Below are 17,703 nucleotides of genomic sequence, written 5' to 3' on the forward strand. Positions count from 1 at the left end.
CGAAGTCATTGGGCCGTCATCGCCGATGGCAGTTTTGTGCGTGCAGCGAACATATGCGGCTTTCCGATTGCTCATCAATCATTCATGTCGCTACCAGCATTGCTGAAACGCTGGATGCGGAAAACTCTGCGGTAAACCAGAGACGATATGGAGGAGGTCTGGCATGACGGAGCGCAACGTTCAATCGAATATCATTCGGCACGAGCTGCTGGTCGATGGTCTCGAAACAAGCTATCTTGAAGCAGGTCAGGGAAAGCCTGTCGTGCTGCTGCATGGCGGCGAGTTCGGCGGTAACGCCGAGATCTGCTGGGAAGCAACGATACCTGCGCTAGCACAGGATTTTCGGGTTCTTGCGCCCGATCTGTTGGGGTTCGGCAAGACAGCCAAAATCATGGATTTCGTTGACGGCAGAGGTCGACGTCTCCGGCACCTGGCGCGGTTTTTGGAACTGGTCGGAGCAACTGGTGCTCCATGCGTTGGAAACTCCATGGGCGGTATGCTGCTACTTTTCGATGCTGCGTCTTCGACCCCGGTTCTTCGACCAGAGCGTATTGTCAGCATAGCAGGCGGCGGCGCCCTCAACGACAACGAACATATGCAGGCATTGCTCGACTATGACGGCTCCATCACGGGGATGCGGAAGATCGTCGCTTCGCTTTTCCATGCCGAAAGCCGGGCCACCGATGAAGCCTATGTCGAGCGCCGGAGAGAAAGCAGCTTGGCACCGGGTGCGTGGGAAGCCGTGGCAGCGGCACGTTTTCGACGCCCCGTCGAGGTCCAGGAAGCGCGTGAGCGATCCGAAATCGCATATGACAGGATCACGGCTCCGACCTTGATCATAGCTGGGGCGAACGACAAGCTGAAGCCTGAAGGGTGGTGGGATATCGTCGCTGGAGCCATTTCCGGAGCGCAAAGTATCGTCGTTTCAGAGGCGGGTCATTGCCCTCAACTGGAACAGCCGAATCTGGTCAACAAAGTGCTCATCGACTTCTTGACGCGCGAGTGATCGGCTATGCAGTGATACATCTGCGGCCGCCGCGATCGCCTGGAGTTGAAGCACGCGGCGGAATCTCGACCGGCGGCGTCCCTTCTTCCATATGACCGGGAACGTACATTTCACCGGGTATAACGAAATTGCGATGATACCGGTGAGGGTGTCAGGAAACGTTCGAAGTACGAGGGGAACATGATTGTTCTCATAGTATTCAACGAATTCTTCACGAGACATACCCGACATTATTCTAGAAAGGCCACTAGGGCAATCGTGCCGCCGGTCACAGCGATGAGTTTGATCGCCAACGATCTGGACAGCCTCCGGCGGAGTCGTGGGAGCTGTCCCCTGCGGCAATCGCCTTTGGCGCTCGCCGATCTCTGCGAAACGTTGAGTTGCCTCATCCTTGAAACCATTCCTCATCGGTTTTCGGAGGACTTGTTACGGCCGGCTGCGCAATCCGCACCGCGGCATGTCAAACGGGCGATCGACTTCATGCACGCTCAATGGGCAAACAACGCCATGCGGCTCGCGTCATCGAGTGCGATCAAATAGCCCCAGACTTCGTTCGCGTTGCCGGGGAGATCATAGCCCCAGGACTCCTGCCGGTCACCGATCTCCTTCGCCCAGACCGTATCGCCGAGCCCGTGGGTCTGGCTGAACGCGGTGTGCTGCACGGTGATTTCCAGGCACGAGTCCGAAACATCTCTGTAGAAGGTTTTGAGGACCAAAATGTGCAGGGCGGCGATGAAGGCCATCACCGGATCATTGGCCAGTGCATTGCGAAGCGCGACAGTGCGGGCAGCCGTCAGATCCTCGATGATGCGATCGGGGAGAGGCCGAATCTTGCCGTCCTCATCCTCCTCGGGTTCCTCGGTGCCGACAGGCTTGCCGTTGATCGAGATCCCGCCCGTCGCCGAAGGCGTAGCGGCATCATCACCGCTTTCACCGTCACCGTCACGATCATCGGCATCGCCGTCATCCGTCTCGACGACAGGTTCGTCTTCGGGCCGGACGAAGCCACGTTCGATCTTCAATTCGCCATTGGCGGCAAGCGAGATGAAGGCGCCGCCGCGGGCGACGTCTTCTTCATTGAAGACATTAGGCCGGTCGTTCAGGGTATCCAACGCGTTGCCGAGTTCCTCAAGCCGGGCTTCGATTTCCTCGGAATAGTCGTCCGCCGCGGCATATTCGGCGTCGAGCTTGTCATATTCGGCCTTGAGAGCGTCATGGCGGGCAAGCTCCTCCTCGGTGTACTCGAGCCGTTGACCGTAGAAGCGGCGGAGACCAGCGGTGTGGCCATAAGGAAAGTCGAAGGCGGCATCGACCCAATTCCAACCCTCTTCGATCTTCAGCGCTTCGGCTTCCGCGGTCATCTTTTCGAGCACGAGCTGCTCAAGCAGCGCCGGGTCCTGCAGCCATCCGCCATTGTCCTGCTCGAAGAGATCGCGCATAACGACGCCGCCGGCAGCCTCATAGGCATCGATGCCGACATAGACGACGCGTCGATCGGATGCGCGGACCGCGGTTTCGGTCAGCATCCGGCGGATATAATAGGCGTCCTGATTGTGGGAGCGCGAGATCGTGTCCCAGACCTGCTCCTGCCGGGCGTGATCCTTGGTGATCGAAAATGCCATGACCTGGCCGAGCTTCATCTCGTCATTGGCATAGAATTCGAGCAGTCGTGGCGAGACGGAGGCTAACCGCGGGCGCTGCTTCACCGTCGCCACCGAGATGTGGAAGCGGGCGGCGATCTCTTCCTCGTCGAGCCCCTGCTCACGCAGCGCCATCATGCCGCGGAACTCGTCCAGGGGATGGAGAGCGAGCCGATTGACGTTTTCGGCAAGCGAATCCTCGGCTTCGAGGGTCTCGCCTTTGCTGACGATGCAGGGAATTGCCGCTGTTTTCGACAACTTCTTCTGGTTGACCAGCAATTCCAGCGCGCGGTAGCGACGGCCGCCCGCCGGAATACGATAGATGCCGGTCTCCTTGCCATCGCCATCGACTTCGGCGCGGACGTTGAGGCTGGTCAGCAGTCCGCGATGGGCGATATCTTCGGCAAGTTCCTCGATCGACACACCCGCCTTGGTCTTGCGCACATTCTGCTGGCTGAGAACGAGCTTATTGAAGGGGATGTCGCGCCCGGCGTTGAGCGTGATTTTCTGAATGGCCTGTGCCATGTAGTTTCTCCGTGGCGGGCTGGCCGGAGCCTCTCTCCGACAACCACAACCCGCCGCGAACACTCCTTCCCCCCTCTCCCTCCTTCCCTATCCGCAGCCTCCACCGTTTCCGGCTTGCGCCCGACTCGCCGCTTCCACTGCCCACTCGCGGCCATCGCCCCGAGGGGCCGCAGAGGAAGTCGGGGTTATTCACGCGGAAGGCGAAGAAATTTCAGGACAAATTCAACGGGATGTCCGAGGTTCTCCGCCGTCGCAAGAAAGTTTGCCACGAGCCGGCAGACGGTCATGCGTGTCCGCGATGATGGTGGTCGGCTTGTACGGCCACAGAGATTTTCCAGCACCCCATGAACAAGATGAGAGGCAGCATGAATCTACGCATGGAATCATCGCGGCGTAAGCCCTACAACTCCCGCCCGGCATGCTCTTCATAGAGCGGATGGGTTCTCACCGAAGCGATGATCCGGCTGAGCTCGCGGTTCGCCACGTCACGGGCGGCGACCGTTAGCGGAACCCATTTTATTTGCCTCTCGTTCTTCTCCGGAAAATGGAGTTCGATCCTCTGGACAAGCAGAAGATGGACGGAAACGCGATACCGCAACAGGCGCCCTTCCTTGTGATACAAGAACTGCCCTATCTCCGGTTCTAAAGTGAAGCCCTTGACCCCTGCCTCTTCAAAAGCTTCTCTTTCCGCAGCCTGCTGAAGGCTCTCGCCGAGCTCGACATGTCCCTTTGGAATGCCCCAGGCACCATTGGTGCGGCTGGCAACCAGGGCAATTTCGCCTTCGCCCGGTCGATCCCCTATGCGCAAACAGATTGCCCCAGCTTGTACAATTGCCAGCGGCGACCCCTGTTCGATCCCTTCGCTGCCAACGCTAAACGCAGCTCTCATCGTTGCTTCCACGCTGTATTGAAAGGCGCCCGAAGACGTTCCCACCCTCCCGGTGGTCTGCGATCTTGTTTATGACAGTTTAGTGACTATCCTTCCAGAGGAAAAGGAGGAGGAATCGGATGAGCGAAAAACGCAAGAAGATTTACCGCGCTCTCGTGGATGGGGCGACGGAGGGGCTGTCCGACAAGGGACTCTACGAGTTTGTCGTTAAGCGCTGCCGGAAGGCGTCGAGCAAGAAGATTGTTCGCGCTGCTGTGTTGGCACTGACCGATCCGGACGTTACCGACCGTCATGTGCTGAGCACAATCTACGCCCTTGCGATCAAGCATCGCATGGACGAAATCGGCCGCGGCGATGTGGAACAGGACGATGGAGAAAATGCACATCCTCGACCTGCACTGTCGCGGAAACGCGTGAAGAAAGAGCGAGATCCATCAGTATCACTTGCGTCGCCGGCTGCACCTTGACCTAAGCCGCCGCGTAGTCGATTTCGCAGCTTTGGGTCGATAGGCCCAAAATTCGCAGAATATCCGTTCGACCTTAGCGTAATTTCGCGCAGATCTTGTTCAGACCCCGGCTTCGACAAGCTCGCAAGGAGCCGAGCCGGTGATCGATGCATCCCTGCCATCTCGGAATGGACATCGTGATAAGCTAATTTCAACACTGGCGAGCGCAGCGGAGAGATCAAGTGCTGGTGGGCACTGGCCCGTGGCGTTGCCTAAATGGTGTCGATTAAGCTTACGCGAAGGTCGTTGATGACGGCGGCAAGGCCCGGCGCTCCAATTAGCGGCGTGATGCGTACCGCCGACAACTTTGCGACCGCGCGGTCAAAGATCGCGAGATTCGTATGCCCGTTCAGGCGGGACGGATAAATGATGCCGTCTGGTGCGGACCGGTGCTCATGGAAAGCAAGTGACCACGCCCGGGCGAGAGTTTGGCGGGAGGATTTTGCGACATCCGTCGGAACTCCCATCCTGATCGCATGGTCCTCGCGGAGATCAGCAAGGCGGAGGTCATCGATCGTTTCGATCACTGCATAGCGCCGCGCGTAGATCTCCTTCTCTTCGATCGGAAGATCGCCCACGAGACCATCGCGCCGATCACGCAGTACCGCTTCCAGGAAACAGACCTTGAGCGTGTCACCTAAGTAGACAACACCAAACCGCCTTGCCGGGTCACGCCGACGGGGATCGCTGAAGCGGCTCGGTGTCTTTCCATATCCCAACGGGTCGGGAAAGGCGCTGGCATAGATACGCCCAAATCGACGACCGGCGGGAATGATTTCGATATCGAGCGAAGAATTCTCGAAACCCAGGGGCGGCTTGATTCCGGTCATTCAGCGAAAATCACCGCGGGCGACACCCTCGGCCGCTGCAATCACTTCGTCGTCCTGGCCACGTTTCAGCGCATCGAGCCCCGTCTGGCCATCCAGAGTGCCATGCGGCGTGACCAGAAAACGGTAAACCGCCCATGCACCGCCCAAAGCCTCGTGCAGGTTCGGAAGCACAGCATAGGGCCGACCGTCCCGATCGAGTTGCCATGACGGGAAACGGAAGCCCCGCTTGGCGCCGTCGAGACCAAGAACCTGCCCGTTCTGGCGCTTCGTGTTGACAGTGACGCGCGAAACGCCGAGTAGGTCCGCAAACGCTTCCGCGCTCAACATATCGTCCTCAGCCAGAATCTCCGCTACGCGACGCCGGCCGCGTTCCCGTGCGGCAGCCAAGGCTGCCTGAAGCTCCTCATCCGGCTCTGGCACGGCTTCTACCGGAAACGCATCCTGATGTGGCAGCGGCTCTTCTTCTACGACTGAAATCGTCTGCGCTCCGGCTTGTGGATCCACGACGACGCGGAAACTGACCTGATGGCCGGCCGTCTGGCTCAGCTTAATCGCCTTGGCGTACTGCCTGATTAGGGCCTTCTCAAAATCAGCCCTCCGAGGCAGCTTCATCGAAAGCGCAATATTGGAAGAGTCGCGGGGTTCGTTAGCTATGGTCTTTGCGGTGGGCATGGTCTTGGCCTCCTGCTCAGCAATTTAGGCAGGATTCGGCAGTTCGTCAAGTTCGTTAAGTTGGTAAATCGGTGCGGGCTTTGCGCATGCGTAAAATGCTCGTTGAGTGACGGAGCCGGTCGACGCAGTAAGAGTCGCCCTGACCGAAAGCGAATCGAGAAATCACCATTTGAATTAGTCATTTTGCTGACTGCAATGACCACTGAAGCGAGATCATGCCTGCCGGTGACGACGATACGAAGGGATTTCAGCAGATGGTGTCTACGAAGATCCTTGTCGCCTGTGGGATATACAACTATGAGTACTATTCGACATTGTCGCAATGTCCCGTTTCAAAATTCCGAAAAGTGACCCGAATGCTGAGACGACTTCATCCGATGCTGATCGCGCCAACCGGCACCCTCCTGGTCCTCTCGCTGATGAGCGTGTACGGACTGCGTCCGGCAATGGCCGGCGACTGCCCTATCGTCCTAGACCTCAATCGCGACGGTCGTATTTCCACCGTCACACAGACGAGCTCCAAGGAGAAAATGTACTCCCTGCGAGAACTGCTCGACTTTGTCCTGTTCGACATCGACGGCGACGGCATCAAGGACCGGATCGAATGGATCGATGGTACGGGAGATGGTTTTCTCGTCGATGCAACCAAAATCCCTGCCTCGCTGCAGATCGACGCCCGAGCCCTTTTCGGCAACATGGGTTTCGGCGACGGCTTCGATAGTATGGCCAGCAAGGACACCGACGCCAACGGCGTGCTCGAGGGCAAGGAACTCGAGGGATTGAAGCTATGGCAGGATGACGGCGACGCCGTCCTTCAGGCAGACGAACTCAAAGACCTAGCAAGCTTCCAGATAACCACCATTCCGGTCGTCGGCGACACTGTTGAGGCCAAGGACGGGAGCTTTCACATGGTAGCGAATGCCGAGACTGCTGCCGGCCAGCCGATGCTTGTCGAAGATGTCTGGTTCCTCAATGTCGAAAACCTCTCGTCGTTCGAACAGAGCTTCGAGAGCTTGGTGTTGAAACTCATCTGACTTGAGGCTCATCTGCTGAGGCAACTGATGCCATTTCAACGGTCTGCTCGGACGGAACTCTGCTGCGCCAGGGAAGCAAGGCACTGACAGCGGCGGCGGGAGCCGCAGGATTGTCGATGCGCTTGTCGTCCTTCAGCACCTGGGCGAGCACCACGGCGCTCGAAAAAGGCATGAAGAAACCACCCAGCAAGGCCTCCAAGGCGGCAAACAACCTGTCGGCTTCACAGGGCTTGAAGTCACCATACCCGAGCGTCGTGAAGGTCACCGCGGAGAAATAGATATAGTCGGCGAAGTTTGTCGACACGCCTGTACCCTCGGTCGGCGGGACGCCTGTGTCGATGATTCCCATGGAGTGGAAGATCAGTGCGAACAGGACGATGTTCAAGAGATAGGTTGAAAAGATAACTAGAAGGAACTCGGCGACCGAATATTGCCGCTTCAGAAACTGGTAGATAAACCAGAACGGGAGGGTGAGTGAAATCGCTACGGCTAGGAAAGGGATCAGATCGGTCCCATGCCCGACAATATCGCCGTCGAATGTCGGGACGCATTGCGTGACAGGCGGTAGGACCGACGGGACCGATGTGAACAAGACGACCGCCAGAACAGACGCCCAAATCATCAGTGTCGCAATGCCAACGTTGCGATGAACCATCATGCAATATCCATAGAACAATTCGTAAAAACGAGAAAAGGCTATCTATCTATCAAAACGCTGACCGTCCTTCGATAACTCCGGTTGACTAATATTGTGTAGCGAGCACCATTGTTACCCTTTTGGCGGACGGCTGTATCCGGTTCAACGGTTTCGGAAAGGATCACAGCATGTCTCACCTCAAGGCCCTCAAGCTCACCTCCGCAGTCCCGGTTCGCGCAACCGTCGATCCGGTGCAGCGGGCGCGGGAAAAGATGATCGCAACGCTCGCTACCCGAATTCCTGTGTCTTTACTTGATCTCGCATATGTGGAGGTAGTGATCGACGATATCGCGTGGGCGCGACCCTTTCGGTAGCCCGCACGGATCGGGACCCGGAGGGTCCACAGCCACGTTCAGGTTGGTAGCGTTCAGTTTCCCGCAGGAGTTCCTCGGACGGCGACGGATCCCGCTTACTGGGTATCGAAGGTACCAGCTCCCTTGGATCATCGTCGTCTTCAGACTCGATCTCACCAGCGTCCGCCGCCACTACCTCACATTGCACTCTTTTAAGTTTTGTGCTTGCCAGAAAACAATCTGTGCCGCATAGTTTTAGCGATCAGTAAAGTTTCAGGTTGTGCAGATTCCGACGGGGGATGCGGATCATGCGGCATGAACTGGACGCGCGCGAATACAAGCTTCTTCTCAATCCTGAACGGTTTTCGGAAGCAACTTCCGAACCAATCGTTGCGTTCTGGGAAAAGCATATGAAACCTCTCATCGATAGCCAGCTCGGGCTGCGAAACGATGATGAGCCACGCCATGAGGGGCAATTTAATGCCCCGGCGGAGCGCACGGTCCGATTCTGGGATACGGCCGACTGTATCCTTACCCGGGCCGATCTTGCCTTGCGCGAACGCCTGCCGGTCGAGAGCGAAGGCAGTGCCGCCGCTCGGCCGGAGATCACCCTCAAGCTGCGCATGCCGGATCTGTTCGTCGTTGCCGCGGCCGAGTTGCCGGGGAGCCGAAACGACGCACGCACGACCTTCGAGGAAGACATTGCGCCGCTCGAGGTCGACGACCCGAACCCGAACAAGCGATCGGTCGTCGTCTCGGCGAAACGCTCGATCCGCAGCCGCTTTTCGCTGTCAACCAGTCAGACCGCAGAGTGGAGCAAGGCGCGTCCCACGCTTGACGACCTGCAATCGCTGTTTCCAACGCTTCGTGAGCTTCTCGGGATTTCAGGCGCGCAGTTTGATCCCGGCACCGCGTTGATCAACGGCCCGAACATCCGCGAGCTTGTCTTCAAGGGCGCCCGCGTGAAGCTTGGCGCCAACAGCATCGGAAAGTTTGCGCTGACACTGTGGTACCTCGACAAAGCAGGCCCTGCTCCTCGCGTTGCTGAGGTATCCTTCAAGTGTGCAACGCTTGCCGGCGATATGCCCGGCAAAGCAGCACGGCGAGCGTTGACGCTCTTCACCTGCATGCAATCCCAACTCAGCGGTTGGGTGACTTCGGAATATTCGAGCAAGACGGCTCTGGCATTGCCACGCGCGTGCGGCAGACCGTTCGAATAGCCGCAGCTTGCTACGGCGGGATGGAAGAACTGCCACCCATTCGCGACTGTCATCAGCATATAAACACGCATCAATAGAGTACCCGAGCAGACCACACCTTTTTCGGATGGAGGAGAACGGGAATGGATATCTATCAACAGATCTGGGATGCCGATCAAAGCGGCAACGGGATAAAGCCCATTCTGGCCGGAGCCGATGCGGCCCCGGATACGGGTTACGTCCGCGTCACCAACACCGACGGCCCGGGCACACCGTCCGGCGACCTCAAGGTTCTCTCGGAAGTGGTGATACCGAACAACAAGAAAATCACCTATGACCTCGTGCGCGCCCTGTTCGACAATTACGTCCTCGATGAGCGGCAGGCTGAAGTCGAGACCCCGGAGGAACGCGCCGAAGTCCACGAACTCCTGGAAGCCATCGTCGATAGCGCACCGATGCAGGTTGCGCGCGCCTATATCTCGGAAGAAACAGGCACACCCGTGTCCCGTGATCGCTGGTACGCGACACTGACGGAGCAATGGTTCCGCCGCTTTTCCCAGGGTGGCGACCGTGATCTGTCGGGCTTCGAGCACGTCTTCGTCGGCGAGCAGGAAGGGCCGAAGGTCCAAGGCTATCACTTCTGGTACAAATACCATCTCGACGACGGGCTGGCCGCGCAAATCGATCGCAATCGCTTTCCCGGCTTCCGCGACGACCGCATCGTTTATCTACGCGGCCTTTACGAGAACGGCCAAGAGCAGTTTCCCGAATCCGTGACGATCTCGTATCGCTGGGATGCGCCTGATTACGACGCTGGAACAACCCGGCCGCTGACGAAGCCTATCGGCGGCTTTTTCGTGGGCTGCAGTATCGAGGGCCTGATGGCAATGGGGGCGGTGCGCGCTCACCGTGGTGCTCGCGCACCGAAAGAGGCGGTGATCAACGGCGCGCGCTACGACATGAAGCTGTTTCTCGACCAGAGCGAACGCTACGTCCGTACGTTCTATCCCGTCTATCTCGGTCCGGCCGGCGACCGCTCAATCGGCGGAATTGCCGACGACACCGGAAGGGAAACGCCGCGCATCGTCAGCGGATCGGTGAAGATCGTCGCTGCGCTAGTCAATCCAATGGGGCGGGATGAAGGCAAGGAAACGGTCACCCTTGTCAACGCCGGCATCGAGACTATCCCGCTCGACGGCTGGTTCCTGGTCGACAAGATGAGTAACCGCTTTGGTATCAAGGAAGTGACGCTCGCGCCTGGCATGGCAACGACCATCCTGCTACCGCGCCATTCCGTGCAGCTTTCCAACAAAGGCGGCGAAATTCGATTGGTCAATCGCGATGGCGCAACGGCCCATCTCGTCACCTACAGCAAGGCGCAGGCCGACCGCCAGGGTGAGACGATCATCTTCTGACGACAGCAAGCTATTCGTCTTTCTTGTTGCGCCGTCATCCAGCGTCAGCGGCGCAGCAAAGAAAATCCATCAGCTAGGACCACAGCCGCACAACCGCGCCATCAGGGGGATGAAATGAGAATTGTCGCCGAAAATGATGTTATGCGTGCCCGCGCTATTGCCGGAACCTACGTTGTCACGCTTGCCTGGGACTTCCAGCCTGACCAGGAGGGAAAGCGTGAAGGCTTGATGGGCTTCGCCATCGAGCGAACGGAATTCAATGGCGAGGAAATCGTCGAACGCTATTGGATGCGTAGCATCAAACGATTTCGCGACAAGGATCGCGGGCTACCTCCAGGGACACCCGTGAGCACCGCCGACCATCCCATTCAGTCTTTTCAATGGGCCGACTACACGGCAGAGAAGGATCGCCACTATCGCTACCGCGTCGTGCCTCTCTATGGATCGGTGAAAAACCTCCTGTTGGACGACGCCTCAGCCGTGGCTCTCGATATCACAACGGAGATCGAGTTCCTGCTCAAGCCTGATGCCGACAACGACAAGGCCCGGCACGACATCTACTTCAACCGCGGTGTCATTGGCTCACAGGCATTTGCGCGACGGTTCAAGAACGCCAACCCACAGAATGCAAGTCCCAAATCCGAAGAGATGGTCTGGCTGTCGCGTGGGCTTTATGAAGCGCTCATGGCCTTCATCGGCCTTGCGAGCGACGAACGTTTCGCGCTGCGCGCTGCGCTCTACGAGTTTCACTACCAGCCAGTGGCAAACGCCTTTGCTAAGGCGGTCGAAGCTGGCGCCAGCGTCAAGATCGTCTACGACGGCGAGAGCGCCTACAAGCACGACAACGAATTGACGATCGCCAATGCCGGTCTTGGCCAGATGGGCGCGGTCAAGGCACGCACGGTAAGCGAAGGCATCCGGCATAACAAGTTCATCGTGCTACTGGAGGAGGAACAGCCAATCGCGGTCTGGACCGGTTCGACCAACATTTCCGAGGGCGGCATCTTCGGCCATTCGAACGTCGGCCACATCGTCTGGGACAAGACGGTTGCTGAGGCCTATCTCCACTACTGGGAACGACTTGAAGAGAATCTGACGCCGACAAAACTGCGAGCTCCGAACCGAGCTGCCTCGCCGCTTCCCGCCGGCCGACCGGAGGCGAAGAGCGTCACCCCGGTCTTTAGCGCGCGGGACGAAAAGGACAGTAGCGCGACACTCCAATGGTATGCCGACCGCATGGCGGAGGCCAAGGAAATCGTCTGCTTCACCGTCGCATTCAATATCGACGAGGTGTTTCAGCAGGTGCTGAACCGCGACAATGACGTCTTGCGCTATGTAGTGAAGGACGACGATCTGGGCGATGGCGAGAAAATTACCCGGGATCGCGACGTGCTGTTTGCGGCGGGCGGCTATCTTGGCAATGGGGCCTTGGTCAATTTCCTTGAGGAACGCGGCAATCCGTTGAACCGCAACGACTACATTCACGACAAATTCATGCTCGTCGACCCCTTAAGCGACGATCCGCTGGTCATTACCGGTTCAGCAAACTTCAGTCAGCCGTCGCAGCGCACCAATGACGAAAACATGCTTGTCATCCGGGGTGACACGCGTGTTGCCGATATTTATTTCGGCGAGTTCATGCGTATCTTCGACCATCATTACGCCCGCTATCTCGTGAAAAAGCTGACTGAGACCGGCAACCATGATCCCGAAGCCGGGTATCTGAAGATAAAGCCAGTCGATTGGGTTTCGTCGCATTTCAATCCGCAAAGCTACAAATCGAAGCGCCGGCGTTACTTCGTTGGGACGTGAGAGCAGACCCTATGCCGTCAATACTGCCGGCTGAGGCCATGGATTCTCTCAGGTGAGATCCAATTTCTTATCCGCGCGAAGCCGTTCAACTTCCGTCTTCACTGCGTTCCCCTGTTTCGTCCCATGATGCAAGAGAACGGAGGAGAGCACGACGAAGACGGCGAGGAAAAGATAGAAGGCGAAGCGAACGGGGCCATAGAGTGGGTCAGCGGCGGCGCGTTCCAGCATGACGAGCGCCGTCACTATCACGATAACGACAAAGAGGATGACAACGGTATTAACGAGGTAGGTGGGCCAATTGAGGAGTTTATCGACCTCGACCGCGCATTCACGCATCGCCTTTTTCTCGTCCGTCGTACCGGCGTACTTGTTGAGATCAGACTTGGCTTTCAGCGCCAGGATATCACGCACCCAGGCGCTCAGCTGAAGATAGAAGAAGCTGCCCAGCAAGCTCGACAGCGTAAGCATTAGTCCAACAACCGACAAGGGATTTGCGGCCGACATGATCAGGCTCCGCGTTGATTGAGAATATCGATCACGACCAGAATGACCTGGCAGCGAATTCGAACCGTCACCTCCTGCACGAAAGTCGAGATGACCCTCGGCGGCGCCAGCGGGCGATTAGCCACAGGATTGGCGCGTGCCCATTCGTAGAGGACTTGAAACTCGTCATAGGCTGGCCGGCTCAAGACGCAATCGAACTCTTGCGAGAGCCTCCCCGCAGCTTCGGCCGCTTCCGCATCCACCCGCTTTTCATTGAGTTTCGCGAGAAGTTCTCTGCGCGCACCCTCGCGCCACCGCGCCGAACGGCGCGCAAGAAGTATCCGAGCGAGATAGCGGGCACGTGCCAGCGGCAAGGAATAACGCTCGTAGAGCTTGGTGGGGTTAGGCGGATCGTCGGGATAGAGTTTTTCTTCGACCTTCGCGACGTAGTGCTCGGTCGCCTGAGACATCGTTTCAAAGCGCCGTTCGTTGAGGAGCCACTCGAAAAACAAATCGGCGGCGATCTCGCCATAAGCTGTCGCGGCATCAGCCCGGTGTGCCGGGGCAATTTCGAACAACCTCAACGCTTGTTCCAGACGGCGGTCGTCAAGATCGATTGTGATTTGCATTGAAGTCCCCCAACTCCGCATGGATAGTCTGCCACAAATTATTGTTGTTGACGAATGCTCTTTCAATTCGCGCCCAAATTGCAGTGAAGTCCATGTTCGATTATGATGATTGCGGTTGTGTGAAAGGCTAATGGGAGCCAGACGCGCATGAGCAGTCCATGGACCACCTCCGTGAAGCAGCTGTCTCCGGTTGACCACCAGGAGCCGCCGCCAATACACCGATCGGTAGCTTCGCCCCGCCGTCCATCGGCGCAGTCAATATCGCTCCGGTCGACCTGTTCAAAAGCATTGCGCGCGCCAGTGCCCTTTCGCGCTCTTCCGCCTCCCTCGTTGCGGCTCTGGTTGCGAGTAGCCAAGCGCTCATCGAATTCCTCGTCGATGACGCGACCACAGTCATTGCATTCCTCGATGAAGTTGCGGACCTCGCCGACGCCGAAAGAACCGCCTTGTCTGGCAGGATGGGCGCCGGCGTCACCGATCAGACAATGGAAATGCTTGGCTTCGTCTGGCGAGATGTGGCGGAGGAATTGATAGGCAGTTCCACACCCCTGGCAGACTATCTGTACGAAAACGCTGCCGGTGCGCTCGTCCTCGCCGAAGCCAAGGGTTCGATCTCGAATGCGGCTTCTCAGACCGGCGTCAACACTCGAGCGCGCAATGCCTATCACCGCCAAGTTGACCCGTATGTCTATACGCATCCGCCGGGACCAAAGGGGGCAGCATCGATCGGCCTGATCGAGCACGGTTATGCCGTGGCGTTGGCGGCGCTGCCGGGGCCAACCACGCCGTCGCCGCCGGTAATCACCGCCGATGCCTTCCTGGCCGTCGCGGAGACTGACCCTTCGTTGAGCTCCTCTCCTCTTGGGGCTTCCAGTGGGGGCGGTGTCACATCAACGACGTCATCGCCCAATCTGCCTCTCAAAACCCCGATGTACGACCCACAAAGGTTTGCCCTGCGCCTTGGCAACTATCGTGGCGTATTTCTGCTTGCGAATGCGGCAGCCGTCGTCGATGCGATCGACAGCGTGCGTCTCGGGCGAGAGCCCGCCCGCCGGCAGACGTTTCTGCGAGTGCAGTGCGGCAACGAGGATTTCCTTATCGGGCTCGATCCTACGTTTCCGCCAATCAGCGCCCTTGAGCCCTACCTCCGAGGCTGGATCTTCGCGATTGCGCTATCCGCGGCAGATACATTTCTTGATCAGCTCGCCAATGCCTCCAATCCGAATTTCGCGCGCGCCATGCAGATTCATCCCCTCGTACAGGCATTGGCCGATCCGCCGCGGCCCTTCCTACTGTCGCCGGATGGCTTCGCCATGCTTCGCCGCGATGCGACCGTTGCCACTCACGAACTCATATGGGATGCGCAATCTGGCTCTGTCGAGCGCACAATCCCTCACCGCCAACTCTAAGACAATGAACGAGGAAAGACATCCCTATCCGCGAAAATGTCTATATATCCTGTGCAGCAAACAAACCAAAAATGCCGTGCAAGCGCCGGCGTGCCCGGCAAAAGAGTTCGCGCCTCCTCACAGACGAGGTTCATCCGTTGATTGGCAATTGCTCCCGCTATAGGTTCGTTTCGCGCGTAAACATGCCGCGAAGACTGAAGAGGAACTGAGATGGCGACCGGTACTGTTAAATTTTTCAACGATGATAAGGGATTTGGCTTCATCACGCCGGAGAATGGAGGAGCGGACGTATTCGTTCACGTGTCTGCTTTGCAACGAGGCGGCTCCCTCAGAGAAGGGGACAAGGTCAGCTTCGAAGTAGGTCAGGACCGCAAGACCGGCAAGTCTAAGGCGGAGAACGTCAGCGTGCTCTAGCTGCGGATGCCGCGCGACAGCCTGATCAGAAAATTCGGGCAGGCTGGTCGCGTCCCCGTCGGGTATCCGCTTCCGCGGTGGCGAGTGCCCAGACAAGCGTGCGGCAACAACTCGTTGACGATCGGCGAAGTTGATCGTTCAATCGGCCCCGACTGAAAACTGTCAGTGCTGTTCTTGTGAAAGACAAATCCGTTCGCCTTGAACGGAGTCGAACCGGAAGCGAAAATGTCAAACGAGACCGACACTTAGCGTCACGCAATCCAAACCAACACCTGTCCTCCGCTCTCGGAATCTTTCTCATCATTTGTATGATCGTCAATCAACAGCTGGCGGGGCACGAAATCGTGTCTGCAAACCAAGCCGTTGATCGGGAACAGATCATTCTGAATGGCATCCAGACAGCTTCTTTGTCTCTCGCCGAGATGCGAGCCGCTGCTCGCGATGTTGACTTCGCAATATCCCGGGAGGAATTGGAAGCGGCAGTCAATCGGACCAAGACGGCCGGCCAGCAAGCCTGGGACGGCCTCGACCAACCCATCAAGATCGCCCTAAAGCCTGACGTTCTCAACGATATCCGTAACAGTCTTAGAGCCTGCGAAGCTTTGATTGCCAAGCGCGCGTCCGCGCTATCTGCCGCCATGTTGAAAAAGCCTGGAGTGGCGCTTAGCCAGTCAGAGATCGCCGCCGCGCTGGCTGTCGTTTCGAACGACGAGATCGGAGAGACGATGAATCAAGCACGCGTCGCAACCGAGGCTTCCGTCAAGAATGCACGGCATTTCACCGAAGAAGCTAAAGCGGCGTTGGTTGCTACAGTCGCAAGGGCCGACTCGATCGCATTGATCGTTGGCGTCAGCATCGTTCTTGTCCTGATTGCTTCGGCCATCGGTCTGATGTTTAGTATCGCCAAACCTATCCAAACAATGGCTATCGCGATGCGACGGCTCTCACAAGGCGACCTCGATATCGATGCGGGCCAGGTTTCCCGTCGAGACGAGATTGGCAAAATGGCAGCCGCCGTCGAGGTCTTCCGCACGAACGCGCTTGCAAACCGGAAGCTGGAACAGGAAGCCGAAGCCAGCCGCAACATGTCCGAAGAGGAGCGTCGCCGCCAGGCCGACGCGGATCAGCACCGCGCCGACGAGATGGCGCAGGCGACGGCAGGTCTTGGGGCGGGGCTCAAGCATTTGGCCGGCGGTGACTTGTCGTTCCACCTTTCCGAACCTTTTGCCTCTGATTTTGAAAGCCTGCGCACGGACTTCAATGCGACAGTGGCCCAGCTCGCTGACACGCTGCGTGCTGTTGCACACGCGACAGCAGCAATCGATAGCGGAATACTGGAGATTGGTCAGAGCGCGGAGGATCTGTCGAAGCGCACCGAGCAGCAGGCCGCCTCGCTCGAGGAGACGGCGGCTGCCCTTGATCAGATCACTGTGAATGTCAGCTCCTCGACAAAGCGCACCGAAGAAGCTCGCGCGGTTGCAACCGAGGCCAATCAGAGCGCGCAGAAATCGGCTCAGGTTGTTTCCCATGCCGAAGAAGCGATGCGCCGGATCGAGGAGAGCTCGCAGCAGATCTCCAACATCATCGGCGTCATCGATGAGATCGCCTTCCAGACCAATCTTCTAGCGCTCAATGCTGGGGTCGAGGCGGCACGTGCCGGTGAGGCCGGCAAAGGCTTTGCAGTCGTCGCCCAGGAGGTGCGTGAACTAGCTCAGCGGTCCGCCCAGGCTGCCAAGGAGATCAAGGGGCTGATCCAGAACTCGTCGACGGAAGTGGAAAGCGGCGTCAGACTGGTGCGCGAAACCGGTGAGGCGCTGAATGTGATCGGGGGGTTCATCGGGCAGGTCAACAGCCACATGAACGCAATCGCAACTTCGGCGAAGGAACAGTCGACGGGGCTCGCCGAAATCAACACCGCGGTCAATTCGATGGATCAGAGCACTCAGCAGAATGCAGCGATGGTGGAGGAATCGACTGCCGCAGCCTCAAGCCTCGCCCAAGAAGCAGCCAAGCTGCGAGACCTCATCGCCCGCTTCAGGCTTGAAGGCAATGCCACCCAACCACGCGCCGCCGTCCCGACCAACCGACCGGTTGCCTCGCCCGCCCGCGCACTCGGAAACAGGCTCGCCAGTGCCTTCGGCGGCAGAACCGCAACGGCTTCAGCTACTAAAGAATGGGAGGACTTTTGATGTGTGATACCCAGCGTCACAGCGAAGAAGGGCATCCAAGCAGTGCACTGGAAATCATCGC

The 17,703-nt window shown here is 58.1% G+C and carries 18 protein-coding genes; 10 read left to right on the top strand and 8 right to left on the bottom strand.

Annotation, left to right across the window (positions count from 1 at the left end; genetic code table 11):
- Positions 1-163 precede the first annotated feature (163 nt).
- Positions 164-1,006 (top strand): alpha/beta fold hydrolase, encoded by an 843-nt coding sequence (locus ACIQUH_RS11170; protein WP_400814838.1) that lies wholly within the window; start codon positions 164-166, stop codon positions 1,004-1,006.
- Here the strand turns inward: ACIQUH_RS11170 and ACIQUH_RS11175 are convergent.
- From ACIQUH_RS11175 to ACIQUH_RS11185, 3 genes are all read right to left on the bottom strand, one after another.
- Complete coding sequence (locus ACIQUH_RS11175; protein ID WP_400814840.1) at positions 926-1,414, bottom strand: EthD domain-containing protein; 489 nt, start codon at positions 1,412-1,414, stop codon at positions 926-928. The genes ACIQUH_RS11170 and ACIQUH_RS11175 overlap by 81 nt on opposite strands.
- An 80-nt stretch (positions 1,415-1,494) precedes the next feature.
- The gene (locus ACIQUH_RS11180; RefSeq protein WP_400814842.1) at positions 1,495-3,171 is read right to left on the bottom strand and encodes a ParB/RepB/Spo0J family partition protein; all 1,677 of its coding nucleotides are present in this window, start codon (positions 3,169-3,171) and stop codon (positions 1,495-1,497) included.
- Positions 3,172-3,571: 400 nt separating this feature from the next.
- Positions 3,572-4,060, bottom strand: coding sequence for an NUDIX hydrolase (locus ACIQUH_RS11185; RefSeq protein WP_400814844.1), 489 nt, complete (start codon positions 4,058-4,060; stop codon positions 3,572-3,574).
- A gap of 119 nt (positions 4,061-4,179) precedes the next feature.
- Here ACIQUH_RS11185 and ACIQUH_RS11190 point away from each other — a divergent pair, with 119 nt between their 5' ends.
- Positions 4,180-4,527 (top strand): hypothetical protein, encoded by a 348-nt coding sequence (locus tag ACIQUH_RS11190; protein WP_400814846.1) that lies wholly within the window; start codon positions 4,180-4,182, stop codon positions 4,525-4,527.
- Between the two features lie 251 nt (positions 4,528-4,778).
- On the opposite strand, the gene ACIQUH_RS11195 is transcribed toward ACIQUH_RS11190, so the two are convergent.
- A complete protein-coding gene (locus ACIQUH_RS11195; RefSeq protein ID WP_400814848.1) occupies positions 4,779-5,396 on the bottom strand; it encodes an RES family NAD+ phosphorylase in 618 nt (205 codons plus the stop codon).
- A complete protein-coding gene (locus tag ACIQUH_RS11200) occupies positions 5,397-6,068 on the bottom strand; it encodes an XRE family transcriptional regulator (RefSeq protein ID WP_400814850.1) in 672 nt (223 codons plus the stop codon).
- Positions 6,069-6,283: 215 nt separating this feature from the next.
- Here ACIQUH_RS11200 and ACIQUH_RS11205 point away from each other — a divergent pair, with 215 nt between their 5' ends.
- Entirely contained in the window at positions 6,284-7,102 is an 819-nt protein-coding gene (locus tag ACIQUH_RS11205; protein ID WP_400814852.1) for a hypothetical protein, read from the top strand.
- Here ACIQUH_RS11205 and ACIQUH_RS11210 read toward each other — a convergent pair.
- A complete protein-coding gene (locus tag ACIQUH_RS11210) occupies positions 7,095-7,760 on the bottom strand; it encodes a potassium channel family protein (protein ID WP_400814854.1) in 666 nt (221 codons plus the stop codon). The genes ACIQUH_RS11205 and ACIQUH_RS11210 overlap by 8 nt on opposite strands.
- Before the next feature lie 167 nt (positions 7,761-7,927).
- On the opposite strand from ACIQUH_RS11210, the gene ACIQUH_RS11215 reads away from it, so the two are divergent.
- The 4 genes from ACIQUH_RS11215 (at position 7,928) to ACIQUH_RS11230 (ending at position 12,518) form a co-directional block, all read left to right on the top strand.
- Complete coding sequence (locus ACIQUH_RS11215) at positions 7,928-8,113, top strand: hypothetical protein (protein ID WP_400814856.1); 186 nt, start codon at positions 7,928-7,930, stop codon at positions 8,111-8,113.
- Positions 8,114-8,400: 287 nt separating this feature from the next.
- Complete coding sequence (locus tag ACIQUH_RS11220) at positions 8,401-9,312, top strand: hypothetical protein (protein WP_400814858.1); 912 nt, start codon at positions 8,401-8,403, stop codon at positions 9,310-9,312.
- Positions 9,313-9,434: 122 nt separating this feature from the next.
- Positions 9,435-10,706: a hypothetical protein gene (locus ACIQUH_RS11225; protein ID WP_400814861.1), complete on the top strand. Its 1,272-nt coding sequence runs from the start codon at positions 9,435-9,437 to the stop codon at positions 10,704-10,706.
- A gap of 114 nt (positions 10,707-10,820) precedes the next feature.
- A complete protein-coding gene (locus ACIQUH_RS11230) occupies positions 10,821-12,518 on the top strand; it encodes a phospholipase D-like domain-containing protein (RefSeq protein ID WP_400814863.1) in 1,698 nt (565 codons plus the stop codon).
- A 48-nt stretch (positions 12,519-12,566) separates the two neighbouring features.
- Here ACIQUH_RS11230 and ACIQUH_RS11235 read toward each other — a convergent pair whose 3' ends face one another.
- On the bottom strand, positions 12,567-13,022 hold the full coding sequence (locus ACIQUH_RS11235; protein ID WP_400814865.1) for a hypothetical protein: 456 nt from the start codon (positions 13,020-13,022) through the stop codon (positions 12,567-12,569).
- Positions 13,023-13,024: 2 nt separating this feature from the next.
- Complete coding sequence (locus ACIQUH_RS11240) at positions 13,025-13,630, bottom strand: hypothetical protein (protein ID WP_400814867.1); 606 nt, start codon at positions 13,628-13,630, stop codon at positions 13,025-13,027.
- A gap of 446 nt (positions 13,631-14,076) precedes the next feature.
- Between ACIQUH_RS11240 and ACIQUH_RS11245 the strand changes: the two genes are divergently transcribed.
- The 3 genes from ACIQUH_RS11245 to ACIQUH_RS11255 all read left to right on the top strand — a co-directional run bounded on the left by ACIQUH_RS11245 (position 14,077) and on the right by ACIQUH_RS11255 (position 17,642).
- Positions 14,077-15,039 (top strand): hypothetical protein, encoded by a 963-nt coding sequence (locus ACIQUH_RS11245; RefSeq protein WP_400814869.1) that lies wholly within the window; start codon positions 14,077-14,079, stop codon positions 15,037-15,039.
- A gap of 210 nt (positions 15,040-15,249) precedes the next feature.
- Positions 15,250-15,453: a cold-shock protein gene (locus ACIQUH_RS11250; protein WP_400814871.1), complete on the top strand. Its 204-nt coding sequence runs from the start codon at positions 15,250-15,252 to the stop codon at positions 15,451-15,453.
- 308 nt (positions 15,454-15,761) lie between these two features.
- A complete protein-coding gene (locus ACIQUH_RS11255; RefSeq protein WP_400814873.1) occupies positions 15,762-17,642 on the top strand; it encodes a methyl-accepting chemotaxis protein in 1,881 nt (626 codons plus the stop codon).
- Positions 17,643-17,703: the final 61 nt, after the last annotated feature.

Source organism: Agrobacterium sp. NPDC090283 (assembly GCF_044769685.1).
In the GTDB taxonomy this organism is placed as follows: domain Bacteria; phylum Pseudomonadota; class Alphaproteobacteria; order Rhizobiales; family Rhizobiaceae; genus Agrobacterium.